This window comes from Aeromonas sp. ASNIH1 (assembly GCF_002934285.1).
Taxonomy (GTDB): Bacteria; Pseudomonadota; Gammaproteobacteria; order Enterobacterales; family Aeromonadaceae; genus Aeromonas; species Aeromonas caviae.
This window is the reverse complement of record NZ_CP026228.1, coordinates 4,898,393-4,917,831: the sequence shown is the minus strand read 5'-3', so window position 1 is coordinate 4,917,831 and position 19,439 is coordinate 4,898,393. Positions and strand designations below refer to the sequence as shown.

General features: G+C 51.1%; 14 protein-coding genes and 2 pseudogenes. 6 read left to right on the top strand and 10 right to left on the bottom strand.

The window, feature by feature from the left end:
• The first annotated feature begins 103 nt into the window (after nucleotides 1-103).
• Genes zorA through C2U37_RS23610 form a run of 4 tightly spaced genes read left to right on the top strand, consistent with a single transcriptional unit; the run spans nucleotide 104 to nucleotide 8,048 of the window.
• Nucleotides 104-2,164: an anti-phage ZorAB system protein ZorA gene (gene zorA / locus C2U37_RS23625; RefSeq protein WP_024941048.1), complete on the top strand. Its 2,061-nt coding sequence runs from the start codon at nucleotides 104-106 to the stop codon at nucleotides 2,162-2,164.
• A complete protein-coding gene (locus tag C2U37_RS23620) occupies nucleotides 2,164-2,931 on the top strand; it encodes an OmpA/MotB family protein (RefSeq protein ID WP_024941047.1) in 768 nt (255 codons plus the stop codon). The genes zorA and C2U37_RS23620 overlap by 1 nt, the downstream gene beginning before the upstream one ends.
• Nucleotides 2,928-4,988 carry an EH signature domain-containing protein gene (locus tag C2U37_RS23615; RefSeq protein WP_024941046.1) on the top strand — a complete coding sequence of 687 codons (2,061 nt, stop codon included), beginning with the start codon at nucleotides 2,928-2,930 and terminating at the stop codon, nucleotides 4,986-4,988. The genes C2U37_RS23620 and C2U37_RS23615 overlap by 4 nt, the downstream gene beginning before the upstream one ends.
• Nucleotides 4,989-8,048: a DEAD/DEAH box helicase gene (locus tag C2U37_RS23610; protein WP_024941045.1), complete on the top strand. Its 3,060-nt coding sequence runs from the start codon at nucleotides 4,989-4,991 to the stop codon at nucleotides 8,046-8,048.
• A gap of 62 nt (nucleotides 8,049-8,110) precedes the next feature.
• On the opposite strand, the pseudogene C2U37_RS25420 reads toward C2U37_RS23610, so the two are convergent.
• The 4 genes and pseudogenes from C2U37_RS25420 to C2U37_RS23590 all read right to left on the bottom strand — a co-directional run.
• Nucleotides 8,111-8,182: pseudogene (locus C2U37_RS25420) on the bottom strand (hypothetical protein); the annotation flags it as partial.
• An 88-nt stretch (nucleotides 8,183-8,270) separates the two neighbouring features.
• Nucleotides 8,271-8,483 (bottom strand): annotated as a pseudogene (locus C2U37_RS23605) (JAB domain-containing protein); the annotation flags it as partial.
• Nucleotides 8,484-8,756: 273 nt separating this feature from the next.
• The gene (locus C2U37_RS23595) at nucleotides 8,757-9,737 is read right to left on the bottom strand and encodes an IS5-like element ISKpn26 family transposase (protein ID WP_024941043.1); all 981 of its coding nucleotides are present in this window, start codon (nucleotides 9,735-9,737) and stop codon (nucleotides 8,757-8,759) included.
• Nucleotides 9,738-10,033: 296 nt separating this feature from the next.
• Nucleotides 10,034-11,005, bottom strand: a complete 972-nt coding sequence (locus tag C2U37_RS23590) for an integron integrase (RefSeq protein ID WP_024941042.1) — start codon at nucleotides 11,003-11,005, stop codon at nucleotides 10,034-10,036.
• A 254-nt stretch (nucleotides 11,006-11,259) separates the two neighbouring features.
• Between C2U37_RS23590 and C2U37_RS23585 the strand changes: the two genes are divergently transcribed.
• Nucleotides 11,260-11,913, top strand: a complete 654-nt coding sequence (locus C2U37_RS23585) for an HNH endonuclease (protein WP_041204581.1) — start codon at nucleotides 11,260-11,262, stop codon at nucleotides 11,911-11,913.
• Nucleotides 11,914-12,121: 208 nt separating this feature from the next.
• On the opposite strand, the gene istB is transcribed toward C2U37_RS23585, so the two are convergent.
• The 6 genes from istB to C2U37_RS23560 form a co-directional block, all read right to left on the bottom strand.
• The gene (gene istB, locus C2U37_RS23580; RefSeq protein ID WP_059296348.1) at nucleotides 12,122-12,877 is read right to left on the bottom strand and encodes an IS21-like element ISAs29 family helper ATPase IstB; all 756 of its coding nucleotides are present in this window, start codon (nucleotides 12,875-12,877) and stop codon (nucleotides 12,122-12,124) included.
• A 14-nt stretch (nucleotides 12,878-12,891) separates the two neighbouring features.
• Entirely contained in the window at nucleotides 12,892-14,433 is a 1,542-nt protein-coding gene (gene istA, locus C2U37_RS23575; RefSeq protein ID WP_024944013.1) for an IS21 family transposase, read from the bottom strand.
• Nucleotides 14,434-14,776: 343 nt separating this feature from the next.
• Nucleotides 14,777-15,730 (bottom strand): DUF932 domain-containing protein, encoded by a 954-nt coding sequence (locus tag C2U37_RS23570; RefSeq protein ID WP_104453311.1) that lies wholly within the window; start codon nucleotides 15,728-15,730, stop codon nucleotides 14,777-14,779.
• A gap of 190 nt (nucleotides 15,731-15,920) precedes the next feature.
• On the bottom strand, nucleotides 15,921-16,928 hold the full coding sequence (locus tag C2U37_RS24795) for a hypothetical protein (protein WP_158656313.1): 1,008 nt from the start codon (nucleotides 16,926-16,928) through the stop codon (nucleotides 15,921-15,923).
• A 162-nt stretch (nucleotides 16,929-17,090) separates the two neighbouring features.
• Nucleotides 17,091-18,122, bottom strand: coding sequence for an IS630-like element ISAhy2 family transposase (locus C2U37_RS23565; protein WP_001809438.1), 1,032 nt, complete (start codon nucleotides 18,120-18,122; stop codon nucleotides 17,091-17,093).
• Nucleotides 18,123-18,223: 101 nt separating this feature from the next.
• Nucleotides 18,224-18,943, bottom strand: coding sequence for a hypothetical protein (locus tag C2U37_RS23560; protein WP_158656311.1), 720 nt, complete (start codon nucleotides 18,941-18,943; stop codon nucleotides 18,224-18,226).
• Nucleotides 18,944-19,194: 251 nt separating this feature from the next.
• Between C2U37_RS23560 and C2U37_RS23555 the strand changes: the two genes are divergently transcribed.
• Complete coding sequence (locus C2U37_RS23555; RefSeq protein ID WP_080689276.1) at nucleotides 19,195-19,428, top strand: helix-turn-helix transcriptional regulator; 234 nt, start codon at nucleotides 19,195-19,197, stop codon at nucleotides 19,426-19,428.
• The last annotated feature ends 11 nt before the right edge of the window (nucleotides 19,429-19,439 follow it).

Sequence of the window (19,439 nt, the reverse complement as noted above, 5' to 3'; positions counted from 1 at the left end):
GGATTACTTTGTTTTTGTTCATTCGTTATCTCGACCTGGTCAAAACACTAGGTTAAAGACTGCCGGTTTTTTTCAAGAATCAGTTGAACATTTGGGATTAGACATGTGGGATTTACTTAAACACCTATGGCCTGACTTTAGCCAGATGCTGAATGGCACTACCAATGGGATCAGTGCGTGGTTCTGGTCATTCACATGCTTCATCTTTTTACTATCCCTGTTTTTTTTGATTAAGCACTACCTCAATTTCATTGAAAGAAACAAAGCATTGAGATCTTTGTTGGATGGGCAAAGTAGAGAAACATTGGCTTACTCTCGCCGTGAAATACTTCAGAGGGCTCAAAAGCTGAATGCCAACAATATTGGTCATCTCTGGCAGGAATTTGATGAAAGCCTTGTCTTATCTTCTGACAAGAAACAACTTTTCAACAGCATTGACGCGGAGCATTTTTTCAATGCAAAAACCTTGGCAACGGGCCTAACCGCCAGCCGTTTACTAGCAGCGACCCCCAGCTTTTTAGTGGCGATCGGGGTGCTCGGAACCTTTGTTGGATTAACCATTGGTCTAGAGGGGCTAGTGGGCAATACGGCAGAAATCGAGACCCTCAAGAGTGGTATCAATAAGCTCATCTCTGGCGCAGCAGTTGCATTTATGACCTCGGTCTGGGGGGTTGCTTTCAGTCTCCTGCTCAATCTGTGTGAAAAGCTGTTTGAACGCAAAGCGCTGAACGATATCCAAGACCTGCAAAACAGGATTGATTTCCTCTATCCAAGACTCCCTGCGGAACAATCTCTGGTGCATATCGCCGAGTACAGCAAAGAAAGTAAAGAAGCACTGCAGGAGCTGCACGAGCGGATCGGAGACCGACTGCAAGAAAGCATCAATGGCATGAGCGAAGCTATGCAAAATGCCCTCACTGACACACTTAATAATATCATGGGGCCGGCCATCCAAACCCTAGTTCATTCCACTAATCAACAATCAAGCCAGGTGATGGAAAACCTGGTAAGCAGCTTTATGGAGGGTATGAGCTCGGCAGGCAGAGTACAGGGTGAACAGCTCGAAAAAGTGGCCGCGGATGTCAATATCGCCGTCAGCAGCATGGGCGAACGTCTTGAACAGCTTTTTAGTAAATTAAGCTCTCAACAGACTAGCAGCCTGGATGCTCAGGATGAGCAGTCCAAACGTTTCCAGGAGCAGTTGCAACAACTGGCCAATTCGGCAGACGAACGACAAGGCCAGTTGGAGAGTCGATTTGGTAAGATGATGGGTGACTTGGCCCAGCAACATGAGCAACAGCAAACCACGTTACTGGAGCAGCAACAAAAAATGCTGGGCAGTCTGGGCACCGCGAGCCAACAGCAAATCGAGGCTATGACCTCGGCCGTACAGCAACAACAGAACACATTGCAGGATGCCGTTGGCAAACTGCTGGATAACGTAAGTCAACAAGGTGCTCAGGCGGATGTTCGCGAACAGATTCGTCAGGATAAATTCCAACAGCAGCTGACTGACGTAACACAACAGCAGCAAGCGTTGTTGACCGCCTTAGCCGACTCAGTGCAAGCCGGTCAACAACAAAGCCGCCAAATGGCGGAACAGCACCAGCAATTGCTGACTCGCTTGCAGCAAGTGACCGATTCCGCAGCCCAGAGCAGCAAGCATATGGACAGCAGTGCCAATCAGCTAGGCCTGCTCTCCACCAATGTCCGTTCTGCCGCCGATCTACTGGGGCAGCGCTTGGAACAAGTGACACAACAAATCGAGCAAGCCGGTAGCCAAAATGCTGCACTTACTGATCAACTCAAGCAACAAGCCGAAATGCTGGCCAGATTGCAAGATGGCCTGCTGCAGGGAGCGGAGCGGTTCGAACAGGCTGCCAGTGAGGCTCGCCATGGCTTTGTTGAGATGAAGCAAACGCAGCAACAATTCCTGACAGGGGTGAGAACCGAATTCAATGCCTTAGGCGAGACGTTGCGTTCCCAAGTTGAAGCCATCGAAAAACAGGCTGAACAGTGGCTGCAAAAATACGCCAGCGAAGTCAGCGCCCAGGTTCATGAGCGTATGGATCAGTGGAACAAGGTTTCTCTGGAATATGCCACCAAGATGTATCACACGGCCGAAGCCATGAGCAGTGTGCTGGATGAGCTGGAGCAACGCTGATGCAATTTCGTAAAGCTCAAACCACCAACGTTGACGAAGAAAACCCCTACTGGATGTCCTTTTCCGACATCATGTCCGCCCTGCTCGTCATCTTTATTATGGCCTCGGTGATCCTGATCCTGCAGCTGATGGAGATCCAAAAAGAACTGGAGCATAAACAAGCCAAGTTTGAAGAAGAGATTGTCGCGCTAAAACAAGCCGAGCAAGTACGCCGCACAATTCTTGACGAAGCAGTAGAGACCCTGCGCAAGCGCGGCATCAAGGTAGAGGTCAGCCAGAATCACACCGTCTTGAGCATTCCCAACGAACTGCTCGGCTTTGAAACTGGCGCCTTTGATATAAGTCCGACCTATCAATCTCGGGCCAGGGAAATAGGCGAAGTGCTTAACATGGTAATCTCTCGTGACAATCGAGTGGAGTTCCTAGATACCATCTTCATCGAAGGACATACCGACAACCGTCCCCTGCAGGGCTTTATGGGCAAGGGTAACTGGGGGCTGTCAACCTTCCGCGCCATTTCCCTCTGGCAGTTTTGGGAAAAATCACTCATCGGTGATGAACAACTATCCCGGCTGAAAAATAGAGATGGCCATCCCCTCTTTTCGGTCAGTGGCTATGGAGAAACACGGCCAGCGGTGTCTAATCAAGTGACGGAGACAGATTTTAAGCGTAATCGTCGCATCGACATTCGTTTTACCATCCGCAGACCAGACAGCGCACAGTACGAACAAGTGAAGGAACGGCTGCAGGAGGAACTTCAGCAATGAAGTTGCCCGAGGCCAAATCCATGGAAACCTCTTGGGGCCTACCCACGGTAAACGCCTGGGCCGAACTCCAGACGAAGGCTTCCAAGATGGAGGGGGCTGCAGGGCACAACGACGCCTTCAGCCAGATGCTCACCTCACTGCGCAACATGGCCATCTCAGGCCGGTTTGAGGCATTACCTGGACTACTGAAGCGCCGACTCACTGCACGAGCCCTTAGCTGGTTTTGGCTTAGTGGCGACCGGTATGCCGAGCGACTGCTCAGCCCCCAACTCCTCTCCGCGCTGTTGCATGCCCAACAACCCAGGCTGACCCGCATCACACTCCAGCAGTTGGTGCAGCTCTACTTTCGTCAATTCGACCTGTTAGACCAACATGATGGATTTCGTGCCATGCTGGAGCTGGCACTGCTGTCACAACTGGAGCAACTGCCAGAACCTCGTATTGCCACCCTGCGGCCGAACCCGCTCATCAGCCTAAAACAAGAAGGACACAAACTTCTTGGATTGGACGGCCCTCGTCAACTTGCAGAGCAGACGCTACAAGCAGGACGCGAGCTTGGTGTGACATTTAGCGAACTGGGCCTGCAAGGCCTGGATGATGGCCGTTACGGCGATATCTGTCGTGCTCACTTCTATCTCGAGACCTTGCGCACTTTGTCACTGGACGAATGGTCACCTGTGATGGATGAGCTACTTAAACCCTCGGTCAGCAAGGCTCCCTTTGAGGGGGACCGCTGTATCGGCCATGCCGCGCTGGAGATCCTGATCGACCGTACAGGCCAGGAGCCCAGCGATGTCTGGCAAACCTTCATCCTCAACCTGGCAGGCGATCCCCGCATATCCAGCGCCGCCACAAATTACCGTCAATGGTGGCAACCACTGGGCGAGGCACGGATTCAAAAGGTCAGAGGCTGGCTATCCAAAGAGGATCTTCGCCTCTTTTTGCAGGCCGTTGAGCAATATGGGATCCAGAGTCATAACGACGAATTACAGCGGATGTTTCCCGCCAGAAAGCTGTTTCTGGAGGGCTTGTTCAAACTCAAACTGATCCGTAATACCCGTCTGCTACTCGGTAACCGGGCCCAGCAAATCGTTAAAGGGATTTTGGGTAAGGAAGTAAAAACCAGCTTCGCTCCCATGGATGGGGCTATGAGCGATAAAGCGGTGATCTATCTGGACTGTGGCGATTTCTACCTGATTGAAGGTTCCCACAGTTTCAAAATTTGGGTCTATTTGGCGCCCCCAAGTGACATACTGACCACTTATGAGAAACGGATATTCAGCCACGCCGCACTGACATCCACCATTCCTGCTGGCTACCAAAAACGATATGGCAATCTTCCTCTCGCCAGCATCGTCCACACACCACACACTTGGCAGCACAAGGTCTTCACCTTCTTGGCAGACAACGGCATCGGTCTGGATATGGAGCAACTACTGAGCCGCCAGGACTACCAATACCAGCTTCGCCGCTTTGGCATCCCTGCAGTCAATCCCAAACGGACACCGGTGCCAACTCCCAGCCAGCCGACAGCCAAGTCATTTGTCGACACGATAACTCACCAGTCAGCTCTAACTAGTCTCAGTCCATCACCAGTAGATCAAGTCAGGGAGGCATCCCATCAGGCCAAGCTTTATGAAGAACCCCAGCAGCTCCCAGCGAATGCGTCACGTGCAGTGAACAAGTTATCAGCTGAGCAGCTTTCAAAGCTGAATGGCAGGTTCAAATACAAGAACAAACCCACTCCAGCAACACCCCATTCGGATGAAATAACCAGCGCTAACACTGTTGCGGAGCCTTCGCTCTCCGAACTCTGCCCCCGGGTTAGCCAGCTCAAACCGCTAGAGCTTAAGGTACTGCAATATTTTGCCAGCAATGCCGGTGACAGAGCTCGTCATGGCGCCAACGTCTTGGGCATGACAGTTCAAGAGATCAATCAACAGCTTTATGGGCCCCTTGGTACGCTCTGCTGGCAAAACAGCCAATATGGCTGGCACCTCACATCCGTAGCAGCCGCGGAATTAACCGCTTATGAAGAGCATCATAAAGGCCACTAAATGCGCTTAGTCGAATTCTTGCGATCCTTTATTGGCGACACGGACAACGCCATCAACAACCAGTTAGGTTTTCACAGCCAACCTGACTCCAGCGGGTTGAATTTTTTCCTGCCAGCAAGTGAGCTCAAATCACTGCAAGTAGGACAGGGGAACACCCGGCAAAAGGTGCAACTCATCTGCCTCAACATGTTGGCCGAGCAGGGTGTGGCCGAGACCACTGCTAATGGTTTTCATATTGAGGCAGAAGACATCACTGGTATGGATGGCGAACAAGCCGAGATCCTGGACCTGCCGCCCCGCTTCCCCGGGCAATTTGTCTCCACGATTCACGGCCGAACCGGTAACAGCGGCTTTCGGGTAGCCATTACCGCCAGTATGCCTGAAGGGGAAACCCCCTTTACCCGCAAAGGGCCCTTTCTGTACTTGGGTAGCCAAGAATGCTATTGGCTGACGCCAGCAGAATTAATGGGACTGATGGCTTGGGAGCAACACGAGACCCTGACAGCCGAGCTGCGAGGCGAAACCGCTAACCTGCGACTGATGGCCGAGCTGCAAACGGCGGCACGAAGTGGTATGCGCATCGACCTTAGTCATTTTGAGCGCCTTGACGTAGTGGTGCCGGACAACATAGGTATCATAGCCACCCGCATGCCGGATGGTAGCCTGCAGCTTTGCCCCTGTCTGGGAGAGGGATCCACGCCAGATCAATTGCAGAAGCGATGGGCGCAGATAGATATGAGCGCTAATGGCGGCGTGTTGCGAATAGATAATCGCGTAGTACTGCTGGACGAACCCCGGTTGGCCGGGATCCGCAACGTACTGGCCAATACACGCATTCCTGCCGACAAGGTCAATGAGTTTATTGCCACCCCTACCGCTTTTTTGGATGCCGCCTTGGTTAATCTCGAGGTTGGTTTCTCCATTAGGGTCGCAGGTGTAGGCCGACTACAGTACATGGACTTTGGCGGGCTGGATACCAACCAAAACAATTGGTTTGCTCTTGACTCCCGTCCATCACCCCCGGAGGTACTCAGCGGACTTATTCAGTCGCCTGAGGAATTGCAACGTTTTGAAGATCTATTGCAAGCGGCACGAGCCCAAGGCGCCAGCACTCTGACTTTTGGTGAACAGACGATCGACATCACCAACGTCGATGTAGTGGAAAAACAAGTTACCGCCATCAAGCAACGTCTTGCCGGCCATTCTGGCCTCGACGATGAACCAGCAGATGAATCAGTCACACTTGAGACACCAGTAGACGAAGAAAAAGTCAAAGAGCGCGTTGCCGTCATTCTCAAGGAGGCGGATGCCATCCATACCACCTTGTTGAACAAGACCAATTTCGCCACCCTGCCAGCCTCACCTGACTGGTCACGCTATGCGCGCACGCCCTTCTCTCACCAGCAAGAAGGCATCGAATGGATGCTAAAACTGCTGAATGTGGCCTTGCATGAAGATCCCGAGGATCTCTACCGACTGCAAGGCGGCCTGCTGGCCGATGACATGGGGTTGGGCAAAACCTATATGACCTTGGTGACCATCGGTGAATACCTGCATCGTCAACGCAGCCTGGGCCAGGCAGAAAAGCCCATTCTGGTGGTGGCGCCACTGAGTCTGCTGGAGAACTGGGAAGATGAGGTCGCCAAGACCTATAACAGCGTGCCGTTTCGCGACCAGGTGGTGTTGCAAGCAGGTCGTGATCTAGGGAGGTTTCGGATCCGAGGTGCAGAAAGAGAGTCGGTACAGTTGGCCTCGCTGGCAGATGAAAGCGGCATGCTAGATGAACAAAGCATCCGCTATGCCCTGGCCATAGGCCCAGAGGCCGGGATCCATCGGCTGGACATGGACAGACGGCTAGTACTCACCACTTATCAAACCTTGCGGGACTACCAGTTTTCACTCTGCCGCATCGACTGGGGTATGGTGATCTTCGATGAAGCGCAAAACATCAAGAACCCCAATGCCTTACAGACCCGTGCAGCCAAAGGCCTCAAGGCTGACTTCAAGCTGCTGGCAACCGGAACCCCAGTGGAGAACAGCCTGGGAGATTTTTGGTGTTTGCTGGATACCGCCCAACCCGGGCTGCTCGGTAGCTGGCAACACTACCGGGACAGCTGGATAAAACCCATTCTGAATGCCGAAGAGCAAGAACGCGACCTGATCCGTATCCAAATCGGCGAGCAATTACGCCGCACCGTAGGTACCTTCATGTTACGCCGAGTCAAAGAGGAGCAGCTCAAGGGACTACCCAGCAAGACCATATGTAGTGGCGTACAGCAAGCAGATAGCCAGCTGCAACGCTATCACCCCGAATTGAGCCGCGTCATGAGCGGCTTACAGTTGCAGGCCTATGATGCCGTACTCGATGAGTATCGCAGTCGCCGGGCTAGTGACGAAAACATGCAAGGAGCGGCCCTGGCTGCACTCTCCCGGCTCAGAAGCATCTCATTGCATCCAAGGCTGGATGACGAAGCTGCGCTCTACAGTCAGGATGCCAAGCAGGCCCGTCAGTACATGCAGGAATCCGGCAAGCTCACCATTGTTCTGCAGCTACTGGAGCAGATCCGTAGCCAGAACGAAAAAGTCATTCTGTTTATGATGACCAAGCGGTTGCAGCGAGTACTCAAGCTCTGGCTGGATCAGATCTACGGCCTGGATATCGCCATCATCAATGGCGACACCAAGGCGGTGGCCAGTAAAGTCGAGGATCTGACGCGCAAGAAGCTGATCAGCCAGTTCGAGGCTCAAGCCGGTTTCAATGTGATAATCATGTCCCCTGTGGCTGCAGGGGTCGGTCTGACCGTGGTCAGTGCCAACCATGTGATCCACTTGGAGCGTCACTGGAACCCAGCCAAAGAGGCCCAGGCCTCAGACCGGGTCTACCGCATCGGCCAGCAAAAACCAGTGTTTATCCACTTGCCGACCCTGACTCACCCGCGATTTGATGCGTTCGATGTCCATCTGGATCGCCTGTTGCGCGGCAAGCTGATGCTGAAAGATGCAGTGGTCACCCCCGAAGCCGTCAGCGAAAGAGAAATGACAAGTGCCATGGGTCTGTAGTAATGGAGTGGGCCATCGCCATAGACGCCGCAGCGATCCAAAAATAGGGAGACCCTGTTTCGTTCGACAATTGCACGTGCGCCAAAACGTGGTTGAACTTGGGTGTGTAATCCCCAACTCCCTATGGTTCCCATTTTCTGTGTACTCCTAATGATGGTAAGTCGTAGTAGAGCTCACTGCTGACCATGCCTTCCTCCATGTGCTCCCTGACCGGCGTGGTAGTTACAAATTCCCTCGTTCTGCCAGCGACACCACACCCTCAGTACCGACGACCAGATGATCCAAAATCCGGATATCCACCAGTGCCAGGGCATTCTGTAGGCGCAGGGTGATCTCGATATCTGCCCGGCTGGGTTCCGGGTATCCCGACGGGTGGTTATGCACCAATATCAGGGCGGCAGCATTGTAGTGCAGTGCCCGCTTGACCACATCGCGGGCTCAGAGATCCCCTCATTGTTAGAGACTCAAATAATTCCAAGTGTGCGGGTATATAAGCGGTGTTGCTTCAGGTAGTAGATAAATTTATCCATCAACAAGACCGCATTGGCTTCTTTCATTTTAGGGAAGGTGCTAATAAGCGGGGAAATTCTTCTCGGCTGACTCAGTCATTTCATTTCTTCATGTTTGAGCCGATTTTTTCTCCCGTAAATGCCTTGAATCAGCCTATTTAGACCGTTTCTTCGCCATTTAAGGCGTTATTCCCAGTTTTTAGTGAGATCTCTCCCACTGACGTATCATCTGGTCCACCCGAAACAGGTTGGCCAGGGTGAATAACATCGCCAGTTGGTTATCGTTTTTCAGCAACCCCTTGTATCTGGCTTTCACGAAGCCGAACTGTCGCTTGATGATGCGAAACGGGTGCTCCACCTTGGCCCGGATGCTGGCTTTCATGTATTCGATGTTGATGGCCGTTTTGTTCTTGCGTGGATGCTGTTTCAAGGTTCTTACCTTGCCGGGGCGCTCGGCGATCAGCCAGTCCACATCCACCTCGGCCAGCTCCTCGCGCTGTGGCGCCCCTTGGTAGCCAGCATCGGCTGAGACAAATTGCTCCTCTCCATGCAGCAGATTACCCAGCTGATTGAGGTCATGCTCGTTGGCCGCGGTGGTGACTAGGCTGTGGGTCAGGCCACTCTTGGCATCGACACCAATGTGGGCCTTCATGCCAAAGTGCCACTGATTGCCTTTCTTGGTCTGATGCATCTGCGGATCGCGTTGCTGCTCTTTGTTCTTGGTCGAGCTGGGAGCCTCAATGATGGTGGCATCGACCAAGGTGCCTTGAGTCATCATGACGCCTGCTTCGGCCAGCCAGCGATTGATGGTCTTGAACAATTGGCGGGCCAGTTGATGCTGCTCCAGCAGGTGGCGGAAATTCATGATGGTGGTGCGGTCCGGCAAGGCGCTATCCAGGGATAACCGGGCAAACAGACGGATGGAGGCGATTTCGTACAGAGCATCTTCCATCGCGCCATCGCTCAGGTTGTACCAATGCTGCATGCAGTGAATGCGTAGCATGGTTTCCAGCGGATAGGGCCGTCGGCCATTGCCCGCCTTGGGATAAAACGGCTCGATGACAGCGGTCATATTCTGCCATGGCAGGATCTGCTCCATGCGGGAGAGGAAAATCTCTTTTCGGGTCTGACGGCGCTTAGTGCTGAAATCACTATCGGCGAAGGTGAGTTGATGGCTCATGATGTCCCTCTGGGATGCGCTCCGGATGAACATGATGATCTCATATCAGGAACTTGTTCGCACCTTCCCTGTCTATCGCACATTTTTGCAAATCCCGTCGATTATTTATTTCCATATGAAACTGAAATCCGTAGCATAGTTTGACGAAAAGAACAGGCCATCAGGATGAAAATGGCCCGGGTAACAAGCCACCACCTGAAACGGATGTCAGCCTCTAGGAGCTGTAACCTAAGGGCGGTAGCGTGCCTGCGTCAGGCCACTCGTTCTGAAAAACCGAGCGTCCCGCCCCCCAACCATTACAGATCAGACAAAGGGCTACGTACCCCATTGGCGCCGTTTTGCAGCACATGGGTATAAATTTGTGTGGTTCGAACATCAGAATGGCCCAGTTGCTCCTGCACGGTTCGAATATCCGCCCCCCGCGCCAGCAAATGGGTGGCAAAGGAATGGCGCAAGGTATGACAGGTGACCGGTTTTCCCAGCTGCAACTGACGCGCCGTGGCACGAACCGCTTTTTGCAGGGTGGTTGGATCCAGATGATGTCGACGCAAGGCCCCATCGACAGGATCGCGACTCAGATGGGATGCCGGAAACAGGTAGTGCCAACCCAGCTCTTTGCTGGCGGCCGGATACTTGCGCGCCAATGCCGTCGGCAAGGCCACCCCGGCATACGCGTCGTTTAAGCAGTCCGTCATATAAAAGCGCTGGACGTAGGCAATTTGCTCCCGCAGGGCCGGAATGAGTTCCGAGGCCAGAGTCACACGCCTGTGCTTGCCCCCTTTGCCATTCCAGACCATCAGGCAGAGGTAGTTGAAGTCGATATCCTGCACCCGCAGGCGCATCACCTCCATCAGCCTGAGTCCGCTGCCATACATCAGTTGCGCCAAGAGACGAAGATGAACTGGCATAGCCAGCAACAAGGCTCGGACTTCACTTTGCGTCAAAACAGTTGGCAGTTTGGGAGGGCGCTGGCTGCGCGTAAATTTCATCTCGAGCTGCAGAGGCCGTAACAAGACAGTGCGATACAAGAAGACCAGCGCATTCAACGCCTGGGCCTGAGTCTTGACAGCCACATGGCGCTCGGTGACCAGATAGGACAAAAATTGCTGAACCTCCGCCTCACCCAGCTCGACCGGATGCTTCATCCGGGAAAAACGGATAAATGCCTTGATCCAGTGCAGATAGGCTTCAACGGTTGCCATCGCGTAACGCAGCATCAACATCTGCTCATAGATGCTTGCCAAAAACGGCGAATGAGGCTTGCGCATGAGTCACCTCCACATGTATATATAAACAGTATATACACGAGCAAGTCCCATTGCTGACTATGAAGAAACTTTCCGCATTTTTGCATAATCTATGCGGTACAAAAACATTGCCAAAGCGGGCTTTATCCGAGATTTTCAAGCTTCCGGTACATAGTCTCACACCAGACTATGACGACCCGATCCACCCCAAAATCACGGATAGATTCCGTACAATAAATTGTTAGCTGTAGAAAAACAACGGAGAACTGGTCTGAATGTTTAAAGATCGAGTCATTGAAAGAATTACCAAAGAATTTGGCGCCCCTTCTCGCACCACGGTTAAAGTTAAAGCATGGGATGTTACGGACAACTTAGGGGTGGTAGTTCAAACAGACCAGCCCAATAGGGAAGATAATGCATTTGTCTGGCTTCCATACCCACCAGAAAACGAAGAAGTTCCTGAAATAGCACTTGAGTATGCAGGCGAGTCAGGACGTCACAGCAATACATATGCATCGCCTGGTCTAAAAAAAGGCAACCCTGCCTTAAAGCTCATAGTTACAAGCGACCAAGAACTTGATGATCTTGTAGCCTACATAAATGCATTTAAAGCATTTGCACCTTTACCTCAACTTAAAGCCAGCCCAACGCCAGAGGAACACGAGCCTGTAACCGCAGAAGGTTTAATTCCCGTTGATGTCTCAAAAATGCCAAAAGCTAAACCCGTTAAGCCTCGTAGAGAGGCTATCCCTAGGGCGGTTCAGCGGGAAGTCTGGCAGCGTGATGGGGGCAAATGCGTCGAGTGTGGCTCAAAGGCTAAGTTGTGTTTTGATCATATTGTTCCTTTTTCAAAAGGGGGCAGTAATAGCGTTCGTAACCTTCAATTGCTGTGTGAAAGCTGCAATCTATCCAAAGGCAACCGAATATGAAAACAGCTAACAATCACATCAAATTCGCTCCCTTCGGTCGCCGGACGCTCGTACCTCGCGCCGTTTATGTGGGGCGTTATGTTGCTATGAGAGTCCTAGGGAAGGTGCGAATAAGTCATATGGCACGAGAGCATTTACTGGTAACCCATTGATATTAAATGACTAAAATTTTCATTTTTTGTTCGTGGGATACTTGTTCGCACTTTCCCTAACTCGACTGTTCAGATTGGGTCAACTCACTTCTCCTCTTTCTCATCGATTCTCCCTTCAGTGACAGCCGGTGAGCGTTGTGCATCAGCCGGTCCAGGATCGCATCTGCCAGGGTGTTGTCCCCCAAGCTCGCGTACCACTCTTCCGTTGGCAACTGACTGACCACGACCGTCGAGTATTTCCCATACCGATCATCCATGATCTCCAGCAGTGCGTTGCGTTGCTCGGCATTCACCGCTTCCAGTCCCCAGTCATCGAGGACCAGTAGCTCTATCCTTGCCAGTTGACCCAGCAGTCTGGCGTAACTGCCATCTACCTTGGCCTGGCTCAGTTCAAGCAGCAGACGTGGCAGCCGGTAGTAACGAGTGCTATGCCCTTGCTGACAGGCTTGGTAGCCCAGCGCACAAGCCAGGTAGGTTTTTCCACAGCCACAGGGGCCGGTAATGAGCAGGTTCTGGCCTCGGCGCAGCCACTCTCCTTGGGCCAGGTTTGCAACCTGTGACCGCTCCAGGTTGCGTGCAGACTGGTAGTCCACCTCTTGCACCGTGGCTTGGAGTTTGAGCCGCGCCTGCTTGACTAGCCGAGCTTGTTTACGTTGCTCCCGGCTCAGTTGTTCGTGTTCGACCAGCAGGCTTAGACGCTCGATGAAGGGCAGCCCTTCGTAGGTACTGGCCTGTTCCAGTTGTTGTTGCACTGCATCCGCCATGCCGGTCAGTTTCAGGTTTCTCAGGCGGGTCAGGGTTTGTTGGGTCATGGGGCGTATCCTCTTTAGTGGAAGCTCTGGGGGCCACGGATGTTCTCGTGCTCTTGCGATAACTCTGGGTAGCTCAGCGGGCTTGCGGGCAGTTTGTCGCGGCCACTGCTCAGCACCGACTTGAGCTGTTTGAGTCGCACCAGTCCTTCCCGATTAGCCAACTGGCAGCAGGCCTCGACCCGTGATGGCGGATACTCCCGGCTAAGACTCAGTAGCCCCAGGCAGAGTCGGTATGCCTGCTCGGCATGGGCTTTCTCTTCCAGCCGTTCGCTAACCCAGCACAAGGTGCCCGGTCCGATGTCAGCAGCCCATTGCTTGAGACGGCCTGGCGTCCAGCGTTGCTGTTTGCTGTGGCGTTCCGGCATATGTTCCGGGAGCGTGCTCATCCCCGGGATGGTTTTACGCGGATGGCTCGCGACCAGATGTTGCTGGTGATAGACCTGAAGCAAAGTGTCGCCAGCATGGAGCTCCAGTTGCTGGCCCACATACTGGTGTGGCACCGAGTAGTGGTGCTGCTCATAGCTGACGTGATAGTCGATGTTGACCTTGACCGTTTTGATGGCGACATAGCGATAGGGATGCACCGGCAGTGGTCCCAGCGCCGGGCGGTCCAACTGCTCAAACGCCTCGCGCCGGTTACCGGGCAGTTGCTTGAACGGGCGCTCGTTGAGTTCGTCCAGCAAGGCCCGGATGCACTGGTTGAGCTCGGCCAGCGAGAAAAAGGTCTGGTGGCGCAAGCGGGCGAGGATCCAGCGCTCGACGATCTGCACACCCACCTCAGCCTTGGCTTTATCCTTGGGCTTGTAAGGGCGAGCTGGCATCACTGCCACCTGATAGTGCTCGGCCAACTGCTGGTAGCTGGGGTTGAGCTCGGGATCGTATCGGCAAGCCTTGCTGACACCGCTTTTGAGGTTGTCGGGGATCAGCAGTGCCGGTGTACCGCCGAAAAACTCAAAGGCACGGACATGGCTTTGCAACCAGTCCGGCAGTGACTGTGACCAGGTAGCCTCGGCAAAGGTGTAGTTGGACGCACCAAGCACGGCGACAAAGATCTGGGCCTGACGGACCTCCCCCGTGGAGGGCGAGGCGATGGGCACCGTGGGCCCGCAGTAGTCGATAAAGAGCTTTTCCCCCGCCTTGTGGATCTGGCGCATGGAGCGCTTTTGCAACTGACACCAGGATTTGTAACGGTCGCAGAACTGGGAGTAGCTGTAACAGCTGTTGGGATAGCGCTGGGTGTACTCCTCCCAGAGCAGTTGTTTGGAGACCCCCTTACGCTTGAGCTCCTGATGGACAGAGGGCCAATCCGGTACAACATGGCGGGCCGAGATGGTGGTATCGGCCTGCGGATAGAACAGGGCCGCCAGTTGGCCATCATCAAGCTGGCTAGGTAAGGGCCAGGTCAGGCCGAGCGTCTGGGCACTTTTGAGGAGTTTCTGGATGGAGCCAACGCTGACCTTGGTGCAGCAACTTATCTGGCGAACAGAGAGGTCAGCTTCCAGCCGCAGTCGCAGCACTTCACGAATTTTACGCATTGCAATCCTCTTGGCAGACATAGGCTCTTCCCTGGCAAAAGGGAGAGCGTATCAAAGGTTGTTAAATCAATGCGTTAAGGATGATTCCGGTGAATGTGAACAGTGATTCCGGGATGTTGAACACTGTTTCCGGAAAGGAGGAGCAAAGTGTTCAGGTTGAGCCGGAATGAGCGTTCACATTGGTCCGGAAATGGTGTTCACGTTGAACCGGAATCGGTGTTCATGATCGGCCGGAATATGCACTTGGCCATATTTGGCTTTTGCTTTCATGACTATTCCTTGTTGACGGCATAAATGGCTACGCCCGGATTGGCTTGCGCCAGTCCGGGTGAGGTCGTTATGCGGTTTGAATGGGGAAACGGAATTACTGCAGCAGGGTGAGAGCTTGATTCAAGGCTTGGGATTTGAGTTGGGCGCCCTGACCAAACCAGGCGGAATCGAGCCGGTGATCTTGGCTACGAGCACGGCGGTGGTGATCCACGTATTCGGTGACTGCATTAACCAGCCCCCAGGCGGTATTGCGGGAACTGGCAAGCTCTGAACCCATGCCTGCGCCCATATACAGCTCGTGCAGTTTTTGAGCGGGACGACTGAGAATAATATTCTCATCATCGCCAGCCGGATCATTGAGTAGCTCACCGAAGAAATTAAGGGCTTCTACTGGGGATATTGGACGATTGCTCAACGCCGCCATCTCTTGCTGGAAACGATCCCAATTTGCCATGCCAAGGCCCAATGCTTCTTTGACGGCAGCAGCATTAAATTGGGTTGAGTGGGCAACCTTGATCGCCCCAGTATTATCCCGCAATGCTATTTGCAATGTGTTATTACAGACAACTCGTAGCGAGGTAAATTGTGCTGTAGTGCACAGCGTACCATCACAACTGGTGGCAAGCAGTAGGTATGATTTTACCCTGTCGCCACCTTTCAGCTTCATATCTTGACCTGTTTTAGCCAGCGCCCATAATTTGCGGCCGCCCTTGAGCGAACCTGCAGTTTCCAACTCAAAGCCGCCTACTTCTACCAAGTCTTGATAAAAGTGCAGCACCTCATGAGGCTGGACCACATTATATCTCCGTGAAACAACCGACAGAGGTTCCAGATTATCAGAGCGGTACAAAACCTTGCTGTCTGAATAAGGACGAATATGGAGTGCATCGGAGGCGACGTTAAACATTACGTCACTCTGCTCAATAGTCCAATTCATCCCGGCTGCCTGCAGCCAGATATCGAGAGATTGTTTCGGGGGCAATATATTGCCGAGGCCATGCCAGGGGGTTTGGCCGGTGTAGGCTATGGTGTCGATCAGATGTGCCATGTGTAAAATCCCATTCATTGGTTAATTCAAGATGGGAATATAGGTTTAAAATTATTTTGAGTTTCTTTTTGTTAAAATCAAAAAACAAGAAGGGGTTTCGAAGGGGGCCTATTTGGGGTGCTTTTTTTTGCTATTGTAGCGGGAGTAGCAGAAGCGCACTTCGCTGGAGGTGTATTGTTGGAACTGATTGTTATTTTTTTAATCGTTTTTTTATTTCGTTGGAAAATATTTCAAATGCATAATGGTTATACAGTTCCTCTTCAAGAGGAAAAGGAACATACTCTTGTAAAACACGCTGGCCATCACTCTTTAAAGTTAACTCGGCATAATTGAGCACATCATGATTTTTATGAAAATCTATTTTGTATCGATAAGGATCAATTGAATGAAGAATTTTTCCTTTTAAGTAAATAGATTCGCGACTGAATCGTTGAACATTAACGGATTGTTCCATTATCCAAGATGGCCAAAAATCAATGAGTGAATTTATCTCGCATAGACAGTTGTAAAGTGTAGATTTTGGTATGTAGGGAATGCAATTACTTTTCATGAATGGCGTCAATAATACTCTGATTTTATCTAATGGCGCAGCATGCAAGTCAGGATATGAGCTATAAAGTGTATTCAGAGCCCTTTCTAGCTTATTTGGAAATGGGATCATCATTGCTGTTTTTTCTTCCATTGAAAGTGTCTCAATACACTCCAAAACATCTGCATAGGTTTGAATGGAAGAGAATGCATAAAGGATTGATGGTGTAGAAAACACACTTTCATTGACTTCTTTAAATGGATCTTGAGGGCTTTTCTCTAACGAAAAGCCTGTACCTCCATGTAAAAATGCTACTTTCGCAATATTCTCATATTCGCGGTGTTTTATACTGGAAACATACAGCTTTATCTTTAATGCTAACATTAAACGGATTAAAATACTGTGGAGTCGCCCGGCTGAAAAGTTATTTTCGCTATTTAGAATTGATAGCGAACGCTCGTGAGAATTTATTAGCTCACCATTGGCAATAAACGAGATTACAGCATTGAAGTCGTAACAGAATTGGATAATAGGCTTTATTATTTTTCCTCGTGGTGGGAGGATATTATATTTTGAACTATCTGATATGGTATTAAATATCACGTTAAGTTCGTCACTTGTTAGCGAGGATTTAGCTATTTTCGTACTGACTTTGTCGAAAAATGCCATCAGTGTATCTGAGTGCAGGTATGGAGAGTCAGATTTTAATAAGTCTGTGAATAAAGATAGACAGTTGTCCTTCAGCTCTTCAAGTGCATACATAGGACTAATTGAAAAATCAATATGTCTAGAGAAAAATATTGCAATTCTAAATAACTGATCCCAATAGTGCTACACCTTCGCTGTGCCATAGCCATTCCCCGGGAAAGGAGACACGGTATCCATGAAGTGTTTCACTCGGGCCAGCAGGTTTGCCATCCCTCTGCATTGATGATTGCGCGTGATGGTTTCATGTAACTTGTGCCATAGCCGTTCTATGTGATTAACCCAAGGGCTGTAAACTGGCTGGAACACCAGGCAGAACTTGGGATTCTTCTTCAACCATCGCTCGGTCTGTTTGCTTTTGTGAATGATGTAGTTATCGAGGATCAACGTGATGGTTTTGGCTCGTCGGTAGTGGTGGCGCAGCTTTTCCAGCATGGCAATAAACAGCGATGAGTTTTTCTTGATCCCGCTGACGTAAAGTACCCTTCCGTTGCCTGCGTGGAGAACGCCTGCCAGATAATGCTTGGCATTCTGCCCCGGTGTGACAACCCGCTTTTGCTGCGCTCTGAACATCCAGTCGGCTCCTAATTTGGGATTGAGGTCTATATCGACTTCATCCTCATAAAACACCGGATTATCGGCATCACAGCGGGCCAGCGCGGCGTCGATATTCGCCATTTTTTCCTGATAGGCTGGGTCTTTTATCCGCAAGGTCGGCACGGGCCTGCGCCAGACAATGCCCATACGAGGTAACCATCGGCGGAGCGTGGAGGCTGCCACATTGAGCCCTGTTAACCGATTGATTTTTATAGCCAATAGTTCAGTACACCAACGGCTGCGCTGATAACCAAAATCTTGCGGAGAAAACTGCATGAGCAGCACCAGTAGGGTGACAATCTTGGCGATAGGTAAGACTGGGGCACGGCCAGCCGGTAAGGCTTCTAGCGCATCTATGCCTTCATCTCGATACCACCGAAGCCAACGACCGATGGTCGAGCGCGCAGCGCCGGTAAGGTGATGAACATCGGTGATCGTGCGTCCTTCATGTAACAGCAAGATGGCCATCAAGCGACGAGCATGTCCTTTATCACGGGTGGCATGGATGATTTTGTGAATGCGGCGCCGTTGTGGTCGTGGCAGAGGTGGTAGGATAGGCATCAACTCAGTCCTTTGGGTGTGGCTTGTTTTGTTTAGCGACTAATCAGATCGCACAAACTGGACTGAGTTCCCTTCCTCCGGTGATCTACTATTCGGAACAGCTATTTAGCCCCATACCAAAATGATTTCAGCTCATTCATTGAGGGAAATTCCTTAGAGGAAACAGAGACGTTATCCTCATGTAATTCCTGACAGAGCTTGTCGATAGTGTGCAGACTGATTATAGATGTTTTTCCTTTATACCCCCGAAGAGCCTTTTTAAAAGTTGTTCCAACACCATGGCTGAGAAATTTTTTTTGTCTACACATCCATGCATTAACGTTTACTTCTGCGTGTTGCAGATATTCAGGAGTCAGCATGTACAACAGGTGAGTCATCAAGTTATCTGCACGAAACTCATTTCTATCCAATGGTGAGTGGAAAATAGGTTCGTCTTGATTGGTGATAAGTGCAATTGCTTGTCTCATGAAAGGCAATTGCACATCACGTAGAAAAAGTACATACAGTTGAGATCTTGATAAATCAGAAAATATTTCAGTTCTATTGAAATGCAGTAACATCTGGTTCATGAAGTCAAACATGACCATGAGCTGATCTGACAGCATGAGCACATTGGTGCTTTTTTCATTATTGCTCACAAGATGTTTAGCAAGGCCCATGGTCATTTTTTTGACCATATCTAAAAGGGCATCAATACTCTTTAATTCTTGAAGCTGATGTTGGCGACCATCCCTCAATCCAAAAGCGTCATACATAAATGTAACGAACTCATCGAGGCTATGGCCATTTGGTCTTAGCTTATCGGTTGTTGGTTGTGACACCTTGTTTAAACCTCTGCATATGTACTGTGTTTGTAATTTTTTTCCGCTTCTTTACTTTCGTCCAGTCTGCAAAGAGAAAAGCAAGCCGCGCTACGGGTCAACCATACCATGGCCTGTTCCTATACAGAATTTCTTGTCGAGGAGTTTGAAAGGCTCTCCAGCTTTTAGCCATATCTCTGCACATTTTCGGCGTTTTCATTTTTCAGGAGGAGTTAGTCTGCCCTCAGTCCAAACCAAAGCGGAGATGAATCATGAACTTGCAAGAAGATGGTCACTACTGGGACCGTGAGACGTTACATCGAGTTGTGCGCATCAAGGAGCTAGCTCGCATCCTGGGGCTTTCACGTTCGACCATCTACAACAAACTTAACCCCAAATCCAAGTCCTATGACCCCGACTTTCCCAAGCCGTTGCGCTTGGGAAGTAGTTCAGTGGGGTGGTTGCTGTCATCAGTACATCAGTGGCTTACCTCACGCATCCAGTAGTTTCCCCCTGT

Bases quoted from the DNA above. Each gene is read 5' to 3' on its own strand.
- zorA (WP_024941048.1), top strand. From the start codon at position 104: ATGTGGGATTTACTTAAACACCTATGGCCTGACTTTAGCCAGATGCTG.
- C2U37_RS23620 (WP_024941047.1), top strand. From the start codon at position 2,164: ATGCAATTTCGTAAAGCTCAAACCACCAACGTTGACGAAGAAAACCCC.
- C2U37_RS23615 (WP_024941046.1), top strand. From the start codon at position 2,928: ATGAAGTTGCCCGAGGCCAAATCCATGGAAACCTCTTGGGGCCTACCC.
- C2U37_RS23610 (WP_024941045.1), top strand. From the start codon at position 4,989: ATGCGCTTAGTCGAATTCTTGCGATCCTTTATTGGCGACACGGACAAC.
- C2U37_RS23595 (WP_024941043.1), bottom strand. From the start codon at position 9,737: ATGAGCCATCAACTCACCTTCGCCGATAGTGATTTCAGCACTAAGCGC.
- C2U37_RS23590 (WP_024941042.1), bottom strand. From the start codon at position 11,005: ATGCGCAAGCCTCATTCGCCGTTTTTGGCAAGCATCTATGAGCAGATG.
- C2U37_RS23585 (WP_041204581.1), top strand. From the start codon at position 11,260: ATGTTTAAAGATCGAGTCATTGAAAGAATTACCAAAGAATTTGGCGCC.
- istB (WP_059296348.1), bottom strand. From the start codon at position 12,877: ATGACCCAACAAACCCTGACCCGCCTGAGAAACCTGAAACTGACCGGC.
- istA (WP_024944013.1), bottom strand. From the start codon at position 14,433: ATGTCTGCCAAGAGGATTGCAATGCGTAAAATTCGTGAAGTGCTGCGA.
- C2U37_RS23570 (WP_104453311.1), bottom strand. From the start codon at position 15,730: ATGGCACATCTGATCGACACCATAGCCTACACCGGCCAAACCCCCTGG.
- C2U37_RS24795 (WP_158656313.1), bottom strand. From the start codon at position 16,928: ATGGCATTTTTCGACAAAGTCAGTACGAAAATAGCTAAATCCTCGCTA.
- C2U37_RS23565 (WP_001809438.1), bottom strand. From the start codon at position 18,122: ATGCCTATCCTACCACCTCTGCCACGACCACAACGGCGCCGCATTCAC.
- C2U37_RS23555 (WP_080689276.1), top strand. From the start codon at position 19,195: ATGAACTTGCAAGAAGATGGTCACTACTGGGACCGTGAGACGTTACAT.